Raw genomic sequence first — 15,028 nt, forward strand, 5'->3', positions numbered from 1 at the left:
TCGCTTTCTACCCAGACACATTTGGTTTTCATTTGCTCACACAGAGCGTTACCCAGATCGATATCAAAACCGACCAGTTTGCCCTGCGGCGTTTTAGATTCGAAAGGAGGGTAGGTTGGATCAACGGCGAAACGCACCTGATCAATTTTTGCCTGAGCGCCAAACGCACAACCTGCCAGTAATGCCAGCGCCAGCGTCTGACGCAAACGGACGGAAAAACGTGTACTTGCCATAAAATCGGTCTTCTTTTGTCGTGATGTGGAACCCAGCAGATTACTCTGCTGTGCGCGGCAAATCAAATGAGGCAACACCTTAATATCGTTATAATTTTGCAGGAAATGTGTCTGCCAGAATTTGACGGATATCAATCCAGTTAATTCCTGGAGTCAGGCAGGTTGCCTGGGTAGTACAAAAATGGTAGAAAGGCCACCTCTCCAGTGAGTCTTTATCTATGCTCATTGTGATGACCAGGGATAGTGCGAAGAAAGCGGTCAGAAATGCGCGGAATTTCGGGCTAGGGCGCTAGTGACCTACTTCAATGAGATAAAAAATGCATGACGCAAACCATAAAAAAATTCTCTTCGTAAGCGAAACGCTGCATGGTCATGGCGGAATGGAAAACGTCACCCGGCAGGTCATAAATTTAATCAATAGTGATAACGCGTTCAGTGCGGGCTTGTTCCTGCTGGACTCCCGGCTGGAAATCGCTTCAGAAAGTTGGTTAGACGGGCTGGTCTGGGGCCAGAGCAGCAGCGTGACCCGTAATCCTAAAATTGCCCGATTTGTACATATTCTCCGTCTGGCGCGCTTTATTCGTCAGCATAAACCAGACGTGGTTATTGCCCTCAACACCATCCCTTGTATGCTGGCGCGTAAAGCGCTGAATCTTTCAGGATGTAAGGCGACGCTGTATTCCTGGATGCACCTGCCGCCGAAAAATCGCTATCGTCCCCATTATTTGTTAATGGCTGATGCCCATCTGGCCATCAGCGCGGAAATCAAATCGCAGCTGATTGAGCTGGGTGCTAAACCTGACAATATCCATGTGGTATTCAACCCGGTAAAAGCGGTGCCATTGGTGATCGCGCGTCCTGCTCACACGCGCTTTTTGTATGTTGGACGGGTGCACTTTGAAGATCAGAAACAGCTGAAAGATCTGTTCGATGCATTGCAGCAGGTACAGGGTAACTGGACACTGGATATCGTGGGTGATGGCTACGATCGGGAGCGTTGTGAAGACTATGCGCAGCAGTTGGGGATTGCTGATAACCTGCAATGGCATGGCTGGCAACCTAACGCCTGGAAGTATATTGAAACGCATATCAAAGAAGTGACTGCCCTGGTGCTGACCTCGAATCATGAAGGTTTTCCGCTGATACTGCTGGAGGCGATGGCGCGCGGCATTTTTTGCGTCTCTTCCGATTGCGTCAGTGGTCCATCGGAGATAATTTACCCAGACGTCAATGGGTTGCTTTATCCGGTGAATCAGGTTGGGCAACTGGCTGAAATATTGCAGGGAATTGCGGATGGCAGGGTGTTGCCCGATGCGCAGGAAATCAAACAAAGCCTCGCGGTATTTTACGAGGCAAATTACATGGAAAGACTGGAACGTATCATTGTTCAGGACACGTACATTGAATAACTCTCTTCCCTTCGTCGCACCTGCCAAATGGGTTGCGATGGTTGTGACTTTCATCACACTTTTATTATGCGGTTCACTGGCGAGCAGCCTTTCCACTTACGGCTATGCGCAAAAAATATTCTATTTTGCCTCCTACCTGGCGCTGTTTCTGGTTGTTTATACCCTGGCCACTCCGGTCAATCGTAAAAGGCTCAATAAGTACGCCTTGCTGCTTTTTATCGCGGTATTTGCCCTGGGTTTGGTCCAAATCAGCTGGGCGTTTTATATCAACAAACACTATGGTGATTTTACTCTCACCACGATAAACACCATAAGTAACTATCAGCTTGGCGGTAAGCGGTTGATACTTGGTGCTTTTATTGTTTTGGTGCTCAGCATCTATAACAAGGAAATTGCTGAAGTCAGTATTAACTGGTGTAAAGCGATTTTGTGGGTTGGTGCCGCTGTGGCGCTGGTGATGGGGGTGCATGAGCATCTGCTAACGGGCGATCGTATCAGGCTTACCGCAAATGTGGCGTCCAGCTCCTCCTACATGGTGATGTTTCTTTATTGCACTTACCTGTGGCTGTCGGTTAAAGAGGCGGGCCTCAGGTGGCAGGTACTGGATATTGCTTTGATTGCTATCACGCTGAGCCTGGTGCTTCTCACCGGAACGCGGGTCACGCAACTGGCCTTTTTCTTTATAACGTTGTGCCAGATCAGCCGGTTTTACGGCTTATTAAAGATATTGCAGCCAAAACGGAATCGCTTAATCGCGTTAGTTATTGTGGTTGCACTGGCGGCACTGACGGGTGAGCGCTGGCTCCAGGGCATCAATAATCTTGAGAACTACGATTCCGATAGCTCGACGTCGCTCGGTGCGCGCGTTGCTATCTGGGACAGCGGTCTGCACTTCCTGCCGCAGCATCTGGGTTATTCATCTCCTGATGAGCGAACCGTGACAGCCAGAGCCTTTATTGCGCGTGTTCATCCCGGCAATACCGAAGGTTACAAGAACGTGCAGTACAACATGCACAATGAATTTCTCGAAATTGCCACTTTGCAGGGCATTGCCGGACTGGCGGCGCTGGTCTTTTTCTACGCGGTTGCTCTATGGGTGTGGTTTAAACGCAGTGCCTTGATGGGGGTATCCATGCCAGTTGTGACACTTTTCATCATGGGAATGACGGACTCGGTGCTGATCTACTCACCGACATCGATGATGTTTGTCAGCGCCCTGGCATTGTGTGCCATACGGCCAAAGCTTCACCACCTCTGATATCCGTGGCGCGTGCGACTTAAGCCGTTAAACGCGCCACATTCCCACCGCAAATAGCACGATAGTCGGCGGTTTTTAACACCACGGATTTTTCCAGCAGGCCAGCATTGAAGGCGATCTCGTCATAACGTTCGAACAGCAGCGGATCAACCACCAGCAGCAAATCCGGATGGAAACTGAACGGGGGAATGGCACCAAATACGCAACCCGTTAGCGCATCGACCTCGGCCGGGCTGGCGAGTGAGGCGCGTCGTCCGCCTACAGCTTCTGCCACTTTGCATAAATCCGCCTGTTGATCGGCGGGCAGCACCGCCAGGACATGCTGTTTGATGCCGTTACCTTTCACATGACACACCAGCGCTTTCGCGCCCTGGCCGACTTCTGTTCCGCGAATCGCCGCCACAGCCTCACATTTGCCGGTGGCTTCATGCGTCATCACGTTATAGCGCGCATGGTGTTGTTCGAGCAGGGCCAGCAATTTTTCATGGGTGGTCATGGTTGTCTCCGTGACGAACAAGGTGGGTGAGAAGGGTCTGCATCATATGAGGCTGGCGCGGCAAAACACCTACCTTTAACCCTAATGGCTTAAATGCGCGGCTTAATGTGGTGAGAGTGATGCTCTCTTTATTCAGCTCAACATCTGAAAGTGTACGGCGACTGATGCCAGCCAAAGCGGCATAGCGTTCCTGCGAGAAACCAAGGACTTTCTTGCGCAGTTGCATCAGTAATTCTCCCTGCGTCATCTGCTCCTCAATAAATTTTTGCAATAGATCAAGTAGCATGGCTTCACGTTCGAATGGTGAAATGTTTTTTTTCATAGTTGCCATCCAGCAATGCGTTGATCAAGAAAATTAAAACCAATCCCCGGCATTTCCAGGATTGAAGCAGGCACACCGCGTGCAGCCAGCCGTGTTTTCAGTCCGCATAAACTCTCAGCCAGCATTTTCATTGCCTGCAGAAGTTCATGTTGCGGTATTAATTCATCCAGCTGTGCGGCAATCAAATGCCATTGAAAGTGCCCCCCTTCTTCATAAGGCGATCCCCATTGGGTAGTACGGACCACACCTTCCGGATCGGCTTTCATCGGCGCAAAATCATATACCGGGGCCAGCCACATGCCGCCTGGTTTTTTTATAATCGCGCTGTTACGCCCATGATTATCAGAATTTCCGAAAGCAATATTGAGCATGTCGCGTTGCACCCATTCAATGACCAGACGCTTACGTTCTCCATCAGTAAGCTGCAGCTTTTCAATCAATGTGCGAATCACGTCAAAATGATTCAGATAGCTGCCAGGGGACTTTTCCATAATGGAATAGACTGACTCAAGGCCGAACAACACTTTTTTTCCTGCAACAAAGTCCACGTCAAAGCGTGGAAGCCACAAGGATGGATAGCGTTCACCTTCACACAACAGCATTTTGCGGGTGCTGATAGTGTTTATACCGAGGGAATGTATCTCATGATAGAAATGGTATTCAGCGCGCAGAATATCGCAATCTATCTCACTGCGTGAACCGCGCGGATACTTCACCAGATAATGCGTATCCTGAATGTGTAAATCATCTTGCCAGGTGTCGATCCAGACTTCGCTGTTTTCTGTCCGCCGCAACAGTAATTTTGGTGCTTCACCTCCCGCCCCGGTTGCACCACCACTGGCGGCTCCCATCTGCTGAGCGTATTCGAGGAAATCCGTATCACGTTCAATTGCCCATTCCGCTGGAAAGCGGCGGGTTTTCAACTGACTTTCCTCCGGGAGTTGAGGCAAAGATTCTTTGACTCTCAAATTACCAATTGGCGCAATGGTGCCCGCTTTCAGTAAGGCGTAGTCTTGCTCTGCAGGAGATTTAGATTGCAAACCCAGCTGAGCTACCCAGTAACGTCGGCTGGCACCCGCTGGCATGATATCGTCAATAAAACTGAACCATGGCTGGGAAAAGTGGCTACCAATCAGCATCACTGTATTATTCAGACTGCAGCTGGCGAGGTCATTACGATCAAGATACTTTGAAGCGTAGTCGAAGTCATAAGCGAGCAAAGCGGCACTCTCCCGGCCCTTGCGCGGCTCTTTTACGTCCAGCAGAGCGGCATCCTGCCAGAGACCATCAATGTATAATTGGAGAGTTAACATACCAGACCTTTCTTGAGCAGTATATTGCTCAATTTTAGCTGGATTTGTTTTTTTTGAGAAGCATACTGCTCAAAATTCGCCATCAGTGACGATTTTGAGCAGCATAGTGCACAATCGGTTATTTATGGCGTGCACGCAGGTTATTGATAATGGCGCTCAGATCAAGGTCCTGATCCTGCAACAATACCAGCAGATGGTAGATCAAATCTGACGCTTCATTGGTCAGTTCAAAGCGATCGTTAACGGTGGCGGCAAGAGCGGTTTCAACGCCTTCTTCACCCACTTTCTGTGCGATGCGCTTGGTACCGCTGGCATACAGCTTCGCAGTATACGAACTGGCCGGATCGGCGCTTTTACGCTCGGCCAGCAGTTGCTCCAGCTGATACAGGAAAGTCCAGTCTGGTGCTGCCGGGGAGAAGCAGCTCGATGTGCCGAGATGGCAGGTGGGGCCAATCGGGTTGACCAGTACCAGCAAGGTGTCGTTGTCGCAGTCCGGCGTAATGCTGACCACTTTCAGGAAATGGCCCGAGGTTTCGCCTTTGGTCCACAGACGGTTTTTGGTGCGCGAGAAAAAGGTGACATTGCCGTCCGTGAGGGTTTTCTGCAATGCTTCCTCATTCATATAACCGTGCATCAGCACTTCGCCAGAGACGCTATGCTGGACGATAGCGGGCATCATGCCCGCGGTTTTGACCCAATCCAGGTTGGCCAGTTGTTCTGCAGTTAACACGCGCGAATCTCCACACCGTTGTCAATCAGGAAGCTTTTCAGCTCACCAATATTAATAATCTGTTTATGAAACACCGAAGCCGCCAGCGCGCCATCGACATTGGCTTGTTCAAAGGCTTCGAGGAAGTGTGCCATGGTGCCTGCGCCACCGGAAGCAATCAACGGTACCTTACAGACATCCCGGACTTTCTTCAGCTGCACCAAATCGTAACCGTTACGCACGCCGTCCTGGTTCATCATATTCAGGACGATTTCGCCAGCACCCAGCTTCTGCACTTCCTGCACCCAGTCCAGCGTTTCCCACTGGGTCACACGGGTACGGGACTCATCGCCAGTATACTGATTGACGTGATATTTGCCGGTAGCCTCATCGAACCAGGTGTCAATGCCGACCACAATACATTGTACGCCAAAGCGATCGGCCAGACGGGTAATCAGTGAAGGGTCGGCCAGCGCCGGTGAGTTGATGGAGATTTTATCGGCACCAAACTGCAAAATGCGCGCGGCATCTTCGGCACTTTTGATCCCACCAGCCACGCAGAACGGAATATCAATCACTTCCGCCACGCGTGACACCCAGCTTTTGTCCACCACGCGTCCGTCCGAAGAGGCGGTGATATCGTAGAACACCAGCTCATCAGCACCTTCCTGCGCATAACGTTGCGCCAGCGGTACGATGTCGCCGATGATTTCATGGTTACGGAACTGAACCCCTTTCACCACCTGTCCATCACGCACATCGAGACAGGGAATTATCCGTTTTGCCAGCATGCAATAGCCTCCGAAACCGTAAATTTATCTTCCAGCAGTGCACGACCGACGATCACGCCTTGTGCACCGCTGCCGCGCAGCGCAGCGATATCATCCAGCGAACCGATACCGCCGGAAGACTGAAATGCAATGTCCGGGAATGCCGCAGACACTTCCTGATACAGGGCGACATTGGAGCCGCTCAGCGTGCCATCGCGCGAAATATCGGTGCACAGTACGTGTTTCAGCCCCACCGGCAGGAACCAGCCAATCACTTCTTCCAGTGTGACGCCAGCCGCTTCCTGCCAGCCGCTGATCGCCACTTCTTTGCGATTATCGGCATCGATACGCACATCCAGCGCCAGCACAATGGCATCGGCACCAAATTCGCGGAACCAGCTTTTTACCTCTTCCGGTTGCTTCACTGCGGTGGAACCCACCACCACACGGCTGGCACCCGCCGCAAGCAACGCTGCAACATCTTCACGGTTGCGGATACCGCCACCGACCTGCACCGGCACGCTCACGCCACGCAGCAGAGTTTGCAACAGCGGGATCTGGCGTTTGGCCGGGTCTTTCGCGCCGGTCAAATCCACCAGGTGCAGCACCTGCGCGCCCTGATGCTCGTAGTCCTGCAGGCGTGGTAACGGGTCGCTACCGTAATCACGTTGCTGCCCGTAGTCCCCCTGATGCAGGCGCACCACTTTGCCGTCGATTAAATCTAAAGCCGGAATAATCATCACATCTCCAGGAAATTTTTCAGCAGCTGTGCGCCTGCTTTGCCGGAACGCTCCGGGTGGAACTGCACACCAAAGAAGTTATCTTTCTGCAATGCCGCGGTGAATGGCAGGCCATATTCGCACTGGGCGATGGTATTAGCATTTACCGGCATGGCGTAGCTGTGCACAAAATAGAAATAGCTACCATCATCGATGCCGCGGAACAGGTGATTGCCGGCCTGCGAGGTGATCTGGTTCCAGCCCATATGCGGCAGCGGTAAGCCTTTGGTATCCATCAGGGAAACCGGCTGATCGAGAATGCCAAGTGTGGTGATGCCGCCATTCTCATCGCTGCCGCGTCCCAGCAGCTGCATACCGAGGCAAATGCCCAGTACCGGCTGGGTACAGGCTTTAATCAGATCGATAAGATCGCGTTCTTCCAGCTGGTTCATTGCCGCCTGCGCGGTACCAACGCCCGGCAGAAAGAGTTTATCGGCGCGCAGTACCACGTCAGGGTCACGGCTGACTTCCGGGGTATAGCCGAGGCGTTCAACCGCCCACTTTACCGACGACAGATTGGCGCATCCGGTGTCGAGAATCACCACGTTCATCACAGCACTCCTTTCGAGCTCGGCAGGGTATTACCGTCCACGCGGATCGCCTGGCGCAGCGTGCGACCAAAGGCTTTAAACAAACTTTCCACACGGTGGTGATCGTTGCGGCCTTTGGTTTTCAGGTGCAGCGTGCTCATCATGGCGTAGGAGAGCGAACCGAAGAAGTGTTCGACCATCTCAGTGCTGAGATCGCCCACGCGCTGATAGCTGAATTCGGCTTTATATTCGAGGTGCGGGCGGCCTGAGATGTCCAGAGCACAACGCGCCAGGCATTCATCCATCGGCAGGACAAAGCCGAAACGGCCAATGCCGCGTTTGTCACCCAGCGCCTTCAGCAAGGCTTCGCCCAGCGCCAGGCCGGTATCTTCCACCGTGTGGTGATCGTCGATATACAAATCGCCTTTGACATCGATATTCATACGGAAGCCACCGTGCACCGCAATCTGGTCGAGCATGTGGTCAAAGAAGCCGACACCGGTGTTGATTTTGCTGCCACCTTCGCGATCCAGCCACACTTCAACTTTAATCTGCGTTTCTTTGGTGTTGCGATTTACCAGCGCGTATCGGTCACGTTTGGTCAGACGCTGCTGGATAGCATTCCAGTCTTCGCCTTCGGCTCCGTAGCGCAAACCCTGGATACCCATATTCTGCGCCAGCTGAATGTCGGTGTGGCGATCGCCGATCACATAGCTGTTGGCGATATCGAGCGCACCCTCTGCCAGCCAGGCTTCCACCATCTTGGTTTTCGGTTTGCGGCAGTCGCAGTTATCTTCCGGCTTGTGTGGGCAAATCAGAATGTCGCTAAAGCGGATTCCCTGCGATGTCAGGATTTGCATCATCAGATTATGCGGCCCGTCAAAATCGGCCTGCGGGAAGCTCTCGGTACCCAGGCCATCCTGATTGGTGATCATCACCAGCTGGTAACCAGCGCTTTGCAGCGCCAGCAGGGCAGGAATCACGTTCGGCTCAAAAGCCAGTTTTTCCATGCGGTCCACCTGAAAATCCACCGGGGGTTCAGAGATGATGGTGCCGTCGCGGTCGATAAAAAGGGTCTTCTGACTCATGCTTGCTCCACGGGTAAGGCTTGCAGTGCGGCGATCAGACGCTCGCATTCTTCACGGGTGCCAATGGAGATGCGCAGACATCCCGCCAGGCCTGGGTTTTTGTTTTGGTCACGCAGGATAATGCCTTCATCCCACAGGGCTTTAAATACTTTCGGTGAATCGGTAAAGCGCGCCAGAATGTAGTTGGTTTCGCTCGGAAACACCGCTTCGACGCAGGCAATCTGTGGCAGCTGTTCCAGCAGCCAGCTGCGGTTGTCATTCAGTTGCAGTGCGTGTTCACGCATCAGTGCCAGACCCTGGTCGCTCAGTGCCTGGGCGGCCACGTCGGCCACCGGGGTGGCGAGCGGGTAAGGTGCAATCACTTTCATCAGCAGATCAATCACCGGCTTGTTCGCCAGGGTAAAGCCGCAGCGCAGACCAGCCAGCGCAAAGGCTTTAGACAGGGTGCGCAGGATCACCAGGTGCGGGTAATCTTTCAGCCAGCCAGCCAGCGTCGCCTGTGGGCAGAATTCAATATAGGCTTCATCGGCAACCACCAGCGCTTTTCCGGCCGTCATATCCAGCAGGGCGCGAATATCGTCCGGATTGATCAGGTTGCCGGTGGGGTTATTCGGGCTGCACATATACACCACTTTCACCCCGTCCAGCTGATCAGCAATCGCTGGCAGATTCAGCTGCCAGTTATCCAGCGCCGCAACAGTACGATATTCGATACCGATAGTTTCCGCGCTGACGCTATACATGCCATAGGTCGGCGGGCAGAACAGAATCGCGTCTTTACCCGGTTCACAGAAAGCGCGCATCACCAGTTCAATGCCTTCATCCGCGCCACGGCTGACCAGCACCTGCTCCGGCGTCACACCGGCGTACGCGGCATAGCGCCCGATAACCAGCTTTGGCTGGCATTCCGGGTAACGGTTCAGCGTTTGCTGCGAGAGCTCGAACGGCACCGGCAACGGAAATTCATTGGCATTCAGCCACACATCACCATTGCCACCCAGACGACGGGCTGATTGATACGGCGTCAGCGCGCGCACATTGGCGCGGGCCAGATCTTCAACATTCAGGCTCATGCTTGCTCCTTCAGGGCTGCAACTCGCAGGGTAACGGCATTTTTGTGGGCTTCCAGCTGTTCAGCGGCGGCCAGGGTTTCGATGGTGGCTGCCAGACCAAGGAAGCCCTGCGGTGTCAGTTCCTGCACCGTCATACGCTTCTGGAAATCGGCCAGCCCAAGGCTGGAGCAGGTGGCGGTGTAGCCATAGGTCGGCAGCACATGGTTAGTACCAGAGGCATAGTCGCCTGCTGATTCCGGCGACCAGTCACCAAGGAACACCGAACCCGCGCTGGTGATACTATCCACCAGGTCGCGTGGAGTACGGGTCTGAATAATCAGGTGCTCCGGGCCGTACTGGTTGGAGATTTCAATACACTGTGCCAGGTCGCGAGCCACAATCAGGCGGCTGCTCGCCAGTGCCTGGCGCGCCGTGACCGCACGAGGTAAGCGTGCCAGTTGTTCTTCCACCGCAGCAGCAACACCATTGGCCAGTTCCAGCGAGGGCGTCAGCAGAATGACCTGGGAATCCGGGCCGTGCTCTGCCTGAGACAACAAATCGGAAGCGACAAATGCCGGGGTTGCGCCCGCATCGGCAATCACCAGCACCTCAGAGGGACCCGCAGGCATATCAATGGCAGCGCCATCGAGACGCTGGCTCACCTGGCGTTTGGCTTCGGTAACATACGCGTTGCCAGGACCAAAAATTTTGTCCACCTTCGGCACGGTGGCGGTACCGAAGGCGAGGGCGGCGATGGCTTGTGCGCCGCCGACCTGGAACACTTCTTTCACGCCACACAGCTGTGCGGCATACAGGATTTCATCGGCAATCGGCGGTGGAGAACACAACACCACGCGGCCACAACCGGCGATGCGCGCCGGGGTTGCCAGCATTAATACCGTGGAGAACAACGGTGCGGAACCGCCTGGAATATACAGGCCAACCGATTGCACCGGGCGCGTGATTTGCTGACAGCGCACGCCGGGTTGCGTTTCCACATCAACTGCTGGCAACTGCTGCGCGTTGTGAAAGGTTTCGATATTGCCCACTGCCACGGCCATTGCCTGCTTCAGAGTGTCGCTGAGACGCGCGCTGGCTGCCTGCATTTGTTCTGCGGTGACACGCAGGTTCTCCACCTGCGTTTTATCGAAGCGCACGCTGAATTCACGCAATGCGTCATCACCGTTTTCCCTTACCTGCGCCAGCACATCACGTACGACCTGGCTGATGCTATCGGAGGCGGAAATCGCCGGACGCATCAACAGCGCCTTTTGCTGTTCACTGCTGCATTGCTGCCATTCAATGGGGGTCATCAGGGTGCTCATTCGGTCACTCCAGCATTTTTTCAATTGGCAGCACCAGAATTGAGCTGGCACCCAGGGATTTCAGTTTTTCCATGGTTTCCCAGAACAGCGTTTCGCTGCTCACCATGTGCATCGCCACACGGCTCACTTCACCAGCCAGCGGCAGCACGGTAGGACGTTCTGCGCCCGGCAGCAGGGCAATCACTTCTTCCAGACGCTCACTTGGCGCGTGCAGCATGATGTACTTAGATTCGCGTGCTTTGATCACACCCTGAATACGTGTCATCAGTTTATCGACCAGCTCCTGCTTGGCTCCAGTCAGTTCGCCATCGCGCTGAATCAGCACCGCTTTGGAACGATAAATCACTTCAACTTCGCGCAGGCCATTCGCTTCCAGCGTGGCACCGGTAGACACCAGGTCACAGATCGCATCAGCCAGACCGGCACGAGGTGCCACTTCGACAGAGCCATTCAGCAGACAGGATTTGAACGCGACGCCTTGTTTATCGAGGTACTTTTTCAGCAGGTGAGGGTAGGAGGTCGCGATACGCGACTTATCGAGGCATTGCGGACCGGTGTACTCGGCATCAACCGGCATCGCCAGCGACAGGCGGCAGCCACCGAAATCGAGGCGGCGCAGAGTAAAGTAACGCGGGTCTTCCCCCTGGGCGCGGCGTGTCAGCAACTCTTCTTCCAGCACGTTTTCGCCCACGATACCGAGATCCACCACACCATCCATCACCAGGCCCGGGATATCGTCATCGCGCACACGCAGAATGTCGATGGCCATGTTCTCCGCAAACGCAATCAAACGCTGCTGCTGAAGGTTAATTTTGATGCCGCAGCGTGCCAGCAGTTCGCGTGATTCATCACTTAAACGGCCTGATTTCTGCATAGCTATGCGTAAACGGGTGTTATCTAACATGGTTCCTGTCCTCTTATTCAATCCTGTCTGAACTCAGTTGGGTCGCGTCAGCCCATAAAAAAACCCCCGGAAGATGATCTTCCGGGGGCTCTCTTTGCGCTCACACCACTGGAAGATCCTAAACGTCTTCCAGCACACATCGCCTGAAAGACTAGTCAGGATGATGGTGATGATGGTGGTTGAACTGAACGCGTGTCATAAAAAAATTCCGTTGCTGAATGGGTATTCATTTGCGTGCTGATTAACCTAACGAAGATAACGCCGGCTGGCAAGAATTTTTTAACGTCAGTTTCAGGAATTCCCCGAAACAGTTAGCGCTGGTCTGACACAGACGACAGCACTAAGATGAAATGTCTTTGAGCAGCGAAGCCAGGAGTCGATATGAAAAAGGTCGCGATTGTAGGGCTGGGATGGCTGGGCATGCCGCTGGCGATGGCGCTAACGGCACGCGGCTGGCAGGTGACGGGCAGCAAAACCTCGCCGGATGGGGTAGATGCGGCACGCCGCTGCGGTATTGAGGCGTGTCAGCTGGTGTTGACGCCGGAGCTGGAGTGTGAAGCCGACGATCTGAATACGCTTCTGTCGGTGGATGCATTGGTCGTGACCTTACCCGCCAGCCGTACGGTACAGGGCGGTGAAGACTATATGCAGGCGGTGCAAAACGTGGTGGACACGGCACTGGCTTACAAAGTCCCGCGGATTATCTTCACCAGTTCGACATCGGTGTATGGTCCCGGTCCTGGGGTGATGAAAGAACGCAGCCCGTTACGGCCAGAAACCGTGGCCGGTAAAACGCTGGTGGCGCTGGAGAACTGGTTGCATGATTTGCCGGGCACCAGCGTGGATATCGTGCGCCTCGCCGGGCTGGTGGGGCCAAATCGTCACCCCGGACGCTTTCTTGCCGGGAAAACTGATTTAAGTGACGGTTCACATGTGGTGAATCTGGTGCATCTGGATGATGTAGTGGAAGCCATCGTCTTGCTGTTGCAGACGCCGAAAGGCGGGCGTGTTTATAACCTGTGCGCGCCAAAACATCCGACACGCAGTGAGTTTTACCCCACGGTGGCACGTCAGCTTGGCCTGACACCGCCGACATTTGTGGCCGAGACCCAGGGGAATGTCGGAAAAAGCATCGACGGCAGGGCGATTTGCGATGAGCTGGGTTTCGAATATAGCTGGAGTGACCCCATGACGATGCCTTTGGGTTAAGTCACTTTATTTCACGGTCTTCCTTCACGTGTCACCGCCGATTTTTCAACGTGTGACACGTGAACATATTTTCATGAGTTGTTATCTTTATTTCTAACAATATATCTCGGTCTTTGCTTAGCCTCGACATAAATTCTTCCGATGTACTCACCAAGTACCCCAATACCAATTAACTGAACGCCACCAAGAAACAAAATCGACACGAGGATTGATGGATAACCCGCCACAGGGTTCCCCCAAACCAGCTTGTCGATAATCATCCAGATGCCATAAAGGAATGATAATCCGGCGACGAAAAAGCCAATATATGTCCACATACGTAAAGGGAAGGTGGAGAATGAGGTAATCCCTTCAAGCGCCAGATTCCATAGCTTCCAGCCATTAAACTTTGTCAAACCGGCAATCCGCTCGGCACGGGTATATTCCACGACTGTAGTACGGCCACCGACCCATGAAAGAATGCCCTTCATGAACAAATTCTTCTCAGGCAGCAGTTTTATATTATCAACAATTTCACGAGACATAAGGCGGAAGTCACCCACATTCTCTTCAATCTGCGGCTTGCTGATCATGTTGTGCAATTTATAAAAGTATTCAGCACTTTTGCGCTTCAGGTGACTATCGGACGAACGATCAACACGTTTTGCCAGAACAACGTCAGCTCCTTCTTGCCACTTTGCGATCAGACGAGGTATGACATCGATCGGATCCTGTAGATCCACATCGATAGGAATAACTACGTCACCCGTTGATGATTCAAGTCCGGCAAATAATGCAGGTTCTTTACCAAAATTACGTGTAAAGCAGATATGTTTAACGAGGGGATCGGTCTCTTCAATTTGCTGAAGTAACGTCTCAGTATTGTCGGTGCTGCCATCATTGACAAAAATTATTTCAACATCATCATGGCCAAATCCCTGAAAATTGCGGATGGCATGGTAAAAAACTGGCAGTGCTTCCTCTTCATTAAGAACAGGAACAACAAGAGATATTTTCATTTATGTTCTCTGAAAATAATATATTTAGAATAGATAAATCCACATACCAGGCTTGTTGCGGAGAAGACGACCAGCGTCACCACCGGGTTGATTTTCATTCTGTCAGCATATGAACCTATCATCACGGCGACCATTCCCATGAAGAACACATACATGATGTAGCGAATGGTGGTCGCATTTGAGCCGAACGTCCATTTGGCATTAGCGAAAAATGAGAAGGTTACAGCAACGAGAAATGCAATGAAGTTGGACAAAGATTGCTGGAGACCTCGTTCGACGCAGATGGCGAAGGTGATCCAGTGGATTAACGTGTTGATCACACCCACCGATGTGTATCTTGCAAAGAGTTTCAGCATGGCAATGTTCTGTAGCAAGTGAGGTGCAGATCCTTACACTTGCCTGCCACTGAAGCAAGGGATTGTTCAAACAGGATATCATTTCATCATGATGAGTGGGGTTACTTGATCCTGAGGAAGCTTTCGCTCCCTTTTTTACACCCCCAGCCGGTCCCTTAATGCATACCAGGCTGCGCCCATCGCCGTCAGGGGCATTTTAAAACGTCTGCCGCCCGGAAAGGGCAGGTGAGGCAATCTGGCGAAGGCATCAAACGTTCCGCCTGCCACGCAGTGCTTC

The 15,028-nt window shown here is 52.9% G+C and carries 18 protein-coding genes and 1 other annotated feature; of the genes, 3 read left to right on the forward strand and 15 right to left on the reverse strand.

Features of this window, described 5'->3' with window-relative positions:
- A partial coding sequence (locus PW844_RS05455) for a transporter substrate-binding domain-containing protein (protein ID WP_299449261.1) occupies window positions 1–233 on the reverse strand: 233 nt, incomplete at its 3' end.
- 317 nt (window positions 234–550) lie between these two features.
- Between PW844_RS05455 and PW844_RS05460 the strand changes: the two genes are divergently transcribed.
- Window positions 551–1,642: a glycosyltransferase gene (locus PW844_RS05460; protein WP_299449263.1), complete on the forward strand. Its 1,092-nt coding sequence runs from the start codon at window positions 551–553 to the stop codon at window positions 1,640–1,642.
- On the forward strand, window positions 1,635–2,900 hold the full coding sequence (locus PW844_RS05465) for an O-antigen ligase (RefSeq protein ID WP_299449265.1): 1,266 nt from the start codon (window positions 1,635–1,637) through the stop codon (window positions 2,898–2,900). Before PW844_RS05460 ends, PW844_RS05465 begins: the two co-directional genes overlap by 8 nt.
- Before the next feature lie 19 nt (window positions 2,901–2,919).
- On the opposite strand, the gene PW844_RS05470 is transcribed toward PW844_RS05465, so the two are convergent.
- From PW844_RS05470 to hisL, 12 genes are all read right to left on the reverse strand, one after another.
- Complete coding sequence (locus PW844_RS05470; protein WP_299449267.1) at window positions 2,920–3,396, reverse strand: YbaK/EbsC family protein; 477 nt, start codon at window positions 3,394–3,396, stop codon at window positions 2,920–2,922.
- Window positions 3,383–3,718 (reverse strand): helix-turn-helix domain-containing protein, encoded by a 336-nt coding sequence (locus PW844_RS05475; protein WP_084875979.1) that lies wholly within the window; start codon window positions 3,716–3,718, stop codon window positions 3,383–3,385. Before PW844_RS05475 ends, PW844_RS05470 begins: the two co-directional genes overlap by 14 nt.
- Window positions 3,715–5,031, reverse strand: a complete 1,317-nt coding sequence (locus PW844_RS05480; protein WP_299449271.1) for a HipA domain-containing protein — start codon at window positions 5,029–5,031, stop codon at window positions 3,715–3,717. The genes PW844_RS05475 and PW844_RS05480 overlap by 4 nt, the downstream gene beginning before the upstream one ends.
- Window positions 5,032–5,149: 118 nt before the next feature.
- Window positions 5,150–5,761: a bifunctional phosphoribosyl-AMP cyclohydrolase/phosphoribosyl-ATP diphosphatase HisIE gene (hisIE, locus tag PW844_RS05485; RefSeq protein WP_299449273.1), complete on the reverse strand. Its 612-nt coding sequence runs from the start codon at window positions 5,759–5,761 to the stop codon at window positions 5,150–5,152.
- The gene (gene hisF / locus PW844_RS05490) at window positions 5,755–6,531 is read right to left on the reverse strand and encodes an imidazole glycerol phosphate synthase subunit HisF (RefSeq protein WP_208715762.1); all 777 of its coding nucleotides are present in this window, start codon (window positions 6,529–6,531) and stop codon (window positions 5,755–5,757) included. Before hisF ends, hisIE begins: the two co-directional genes overlap by 7 nt.
- Complete coding sequence (hisA, locus tag PW844_RS05495) at window positions 6,513–7,250, reverse strand: 1-(5-phosphoribosyl)-5-[(5-phosphoribosylamino)methylideneamino]imidazole-4-carboxamide isomerase (protein WP_299449279.1); 738 nt, start codon at window positions 7,248–7,250, stop codon at window positions 6,513–6,515. Before hisA ends, hisF begins: the two co-directional genes overlap by 19 nt.
- A complete protein-coding gene (gene hisH, locus PW844_RS05500; RefSeq protein ID WP_299449281.1) occupies window positions 7,250–7,840 on the reverse strand; it encodes an imidazole glycerol phosphate synthase subunit HisH in 591 nt (196 codons plus the stop codon). The genes hisA and hisH overlap by 1 nt, the downstream gene beginning before the upstream one ends.
- The gene (gene hisB, locus PW844_RS05505) at window positions 7,840–8,907 is read right to left on the reverse strand and encodes a bifunctional histidinol-phosphatase/imidazoleglycerol-phosphate dehydratase HisB (RefSeq protein WP_084875973.1); all 1,068 of its coding nucleotides are present in this window, start codon (window positions 8,905–8,907) and stop codon (window positions 7,840–7,842) included. The genes hisH and hisB overlap by 1 nt, the downstream gene beginning before the upstream one ends.
- Entirely contained in the window at window positions 8,904–9,980 is a 1,077-nt protein-coding gene (hisC, locus tag PW844_RS05510) for a histidinol-phosphate transaminase (RefSeq protein WP_299449288.1), read from the reverse strand. Before hisC ends, hisB begins: the two co-directional genes overlap by 4 nt.
- Window positions 9,977–11,284, reverse strand: a complete 1,308-nt coding sequence (gene hisD / locus PW844_RS05515; RefSeq protein ID WP_299449290.1) for a histidinol dehydrogenase — start codon at window positions 11,282–11,284, stop codon at window positions 9,977–9,979. The genes hisC and hisD overlap by 4 nt, the downstream gene beginning before the upstream one ends.
- 4 nt (window positions 11,285–11,288) lie before the next feature.
- Window positions 11,289–12,188: an ATP phosphoribosyltransferase gene (hisG, locus tag PW844_RS05520; protein WP_299449292.1), complete on the reverse strand. Its 900-nt coding sequence runs from the start codon at window positions 12,186–12,188 to the stop codon at window positions 11,289–11,291.
- Window positions 12,189–12,242: 54 nt separating this feature from the next.
- Window positions 12,243–12,364 (reverse strand) — a sequence feature (His leader region).
- Complete coding sequence (gene hisL, locus PW844_RS05525) at window positions 12,340–12,387, reverse strand: his operon leader peptide (protein ID WP_100396937.1); 48 nt, start codon at window positions 12,385–12,387, stop codon at window positions 12,340–12,342. (Overlaps the previous feature by 25 nt.)
- 182 nt (window positions 12,388–12,569) lie before the next feature.
- Between hisL and PW844_RS05530 the strand changes: the two genes are divergently transcribed.
- On the forward strand, window positions 12,570–13,397 hold the full coding sequence (locus PW844_RS05530; RefSeq protein ID WP_299449294.1) for an SDR family oxidoreductase: 828 nt from the start codon (window positions 12,570–12,572) through the stop codon (window positions 13,395–13,397).
- Between the two features lie 71 nt (window positions 13,398–13,468).
- On the opposite strand, the gene PW844_RS05535 is transcribed toward PW844_RS05530, so the two are convergent.
- Both PW844_RS05535 and PW844_RS05540 read right to left on the reverse strand, forming a co-directional pair.
- The gene (locus tag PW844_RS05535) at window positions 13,469–14,395 is read right to left on the reverse strand and encodes a glycosyltransferase family 2 protein (protein ID WP_299449296.1); all 927 of its coding nucleotides are present in this window, start codon (window positions 14,393–14,395) and stop codon (window positions 13,469–13,471) included.
- A complete protein-coding gene (locus PW844_RS05540; protein ID WP_167379248.1) occupies window positions 14,392–14,751 on the reverse strand; it encodes a GtrA family protein in 360 nt (119 codons plus the stop codon). The genes PW844_RS05535 and PW844_RS05540 overlap by 4 nt, the downstream gene beginning before the upstream one ends.
- Window positions 14,752–15,028: the final 277 nt, after the last annotated feature.

The organism is Pantoea sp. (assembly GCF_028283705.1).
Classification (GTDB): Bacteria; Pseudomonadota; Gammaproteobacteria; order Enterobacterales; family Enterobacteriaceae; genus Pantoea.

Excerpts from the sequence above, each read along its gene's own strand:
- hisH (WP_299449281.1), bottom strand. The coding sequence starts at position 7,840 with ATGAACGTGGTGATTCTCGACACCGGATGCGCCAATCTGTCGTCGGTA.
- PW844_RS05535 (WP_299449296.1), bottom strand. The coding sequence starts at position 14,395 with ATGAAAATATCTCTTGTTGTTCCTGTTCTTAATGAAGAGGAAGCACTG.
- PW844_RS05460 (WP_299449263.1), top strand. The coding sequence starts at position 551 with ATGCATGACGCAAACCATAAAAAAATTCTCTTCGTAAGCGAAACGCTG.
- PW844_RS05540 (WP_167379248.1), bottom strand. The coding sequence starts at position 14,751 with ATGCTGAAACTCTTTGCAAGATACACATCGGTGGGTGTGATCAACACG.
- hisC (WP_299449288.1), bottom strand. The coding sequence starts at position 9,980 with ATGAGCCTGAATGTTGAAGATCTGGCCCGCGCCAATGTGCGCGCGCTG.
- PW844_RS05480 (WP_299449271.1), bottom strand. The coding sequence starts at position 5,031 with ATGTTAACTCTCCAATTATACATTGATGGTCTCTGGCAGGATGCCGCT.
- hisD (WP_299449290.1), bottom strand. The coding sequence starts at position 11,284 with ATGAGCACCCTGATGACCCCCATTGAATGGCAGCAATGCAGCAGTGAA.
- hisB (WP_084875973.1), bottom strand. The coding sequence starts at position 8,907 with ATGAGTCAGAAGACCCTTTTTATCGACCGCGACGGCACCATCATCTCT.
- PW844_RS05475 (WP_084875979.1), bottom strand. The coding sequence starts at position 3,718 with ATGAAAAAAAACATTTCACCATTCGAACGTGAAGCCATGCTACTTGAT.
- PW844_RS05470 (WP_299449267.1), bottom strand. The coding sequence starts at position 3,396 with ATGACCACCCATGAAAAATTGCTGGCCCTGCTCGAACAACACCATGCG.
- hisF (WP_208715762.1), bottom strand. The coding sequence starts at position 6,531 with ATGCTGGCAAAACGGATAATTCCCTGTCTCGATGTGCGTGATGGACAG.
- hisG (WP_299449292.1), bottom strand. The coding sequence starts at position 12,188 with ATGTTAGATAACACCCGTTTACGCATAGCTATGCAGAAATCAGGCCGT.
- hisA (WP_299449279.1), bottom strand. The coding sequence starts at position 7,250 with ATGATTATTCCGGCTTTAGATTTAATCGACGGCAAAGTGGTGCGCCTG.
- PW844_RS05530 (WP_299449294.1), top strand. The coding sequence starts at position 12,570 with ATGAAAAAGGTCGCGATTGTAGGGCTGGGATGGCTGGGCATGCCGCTG.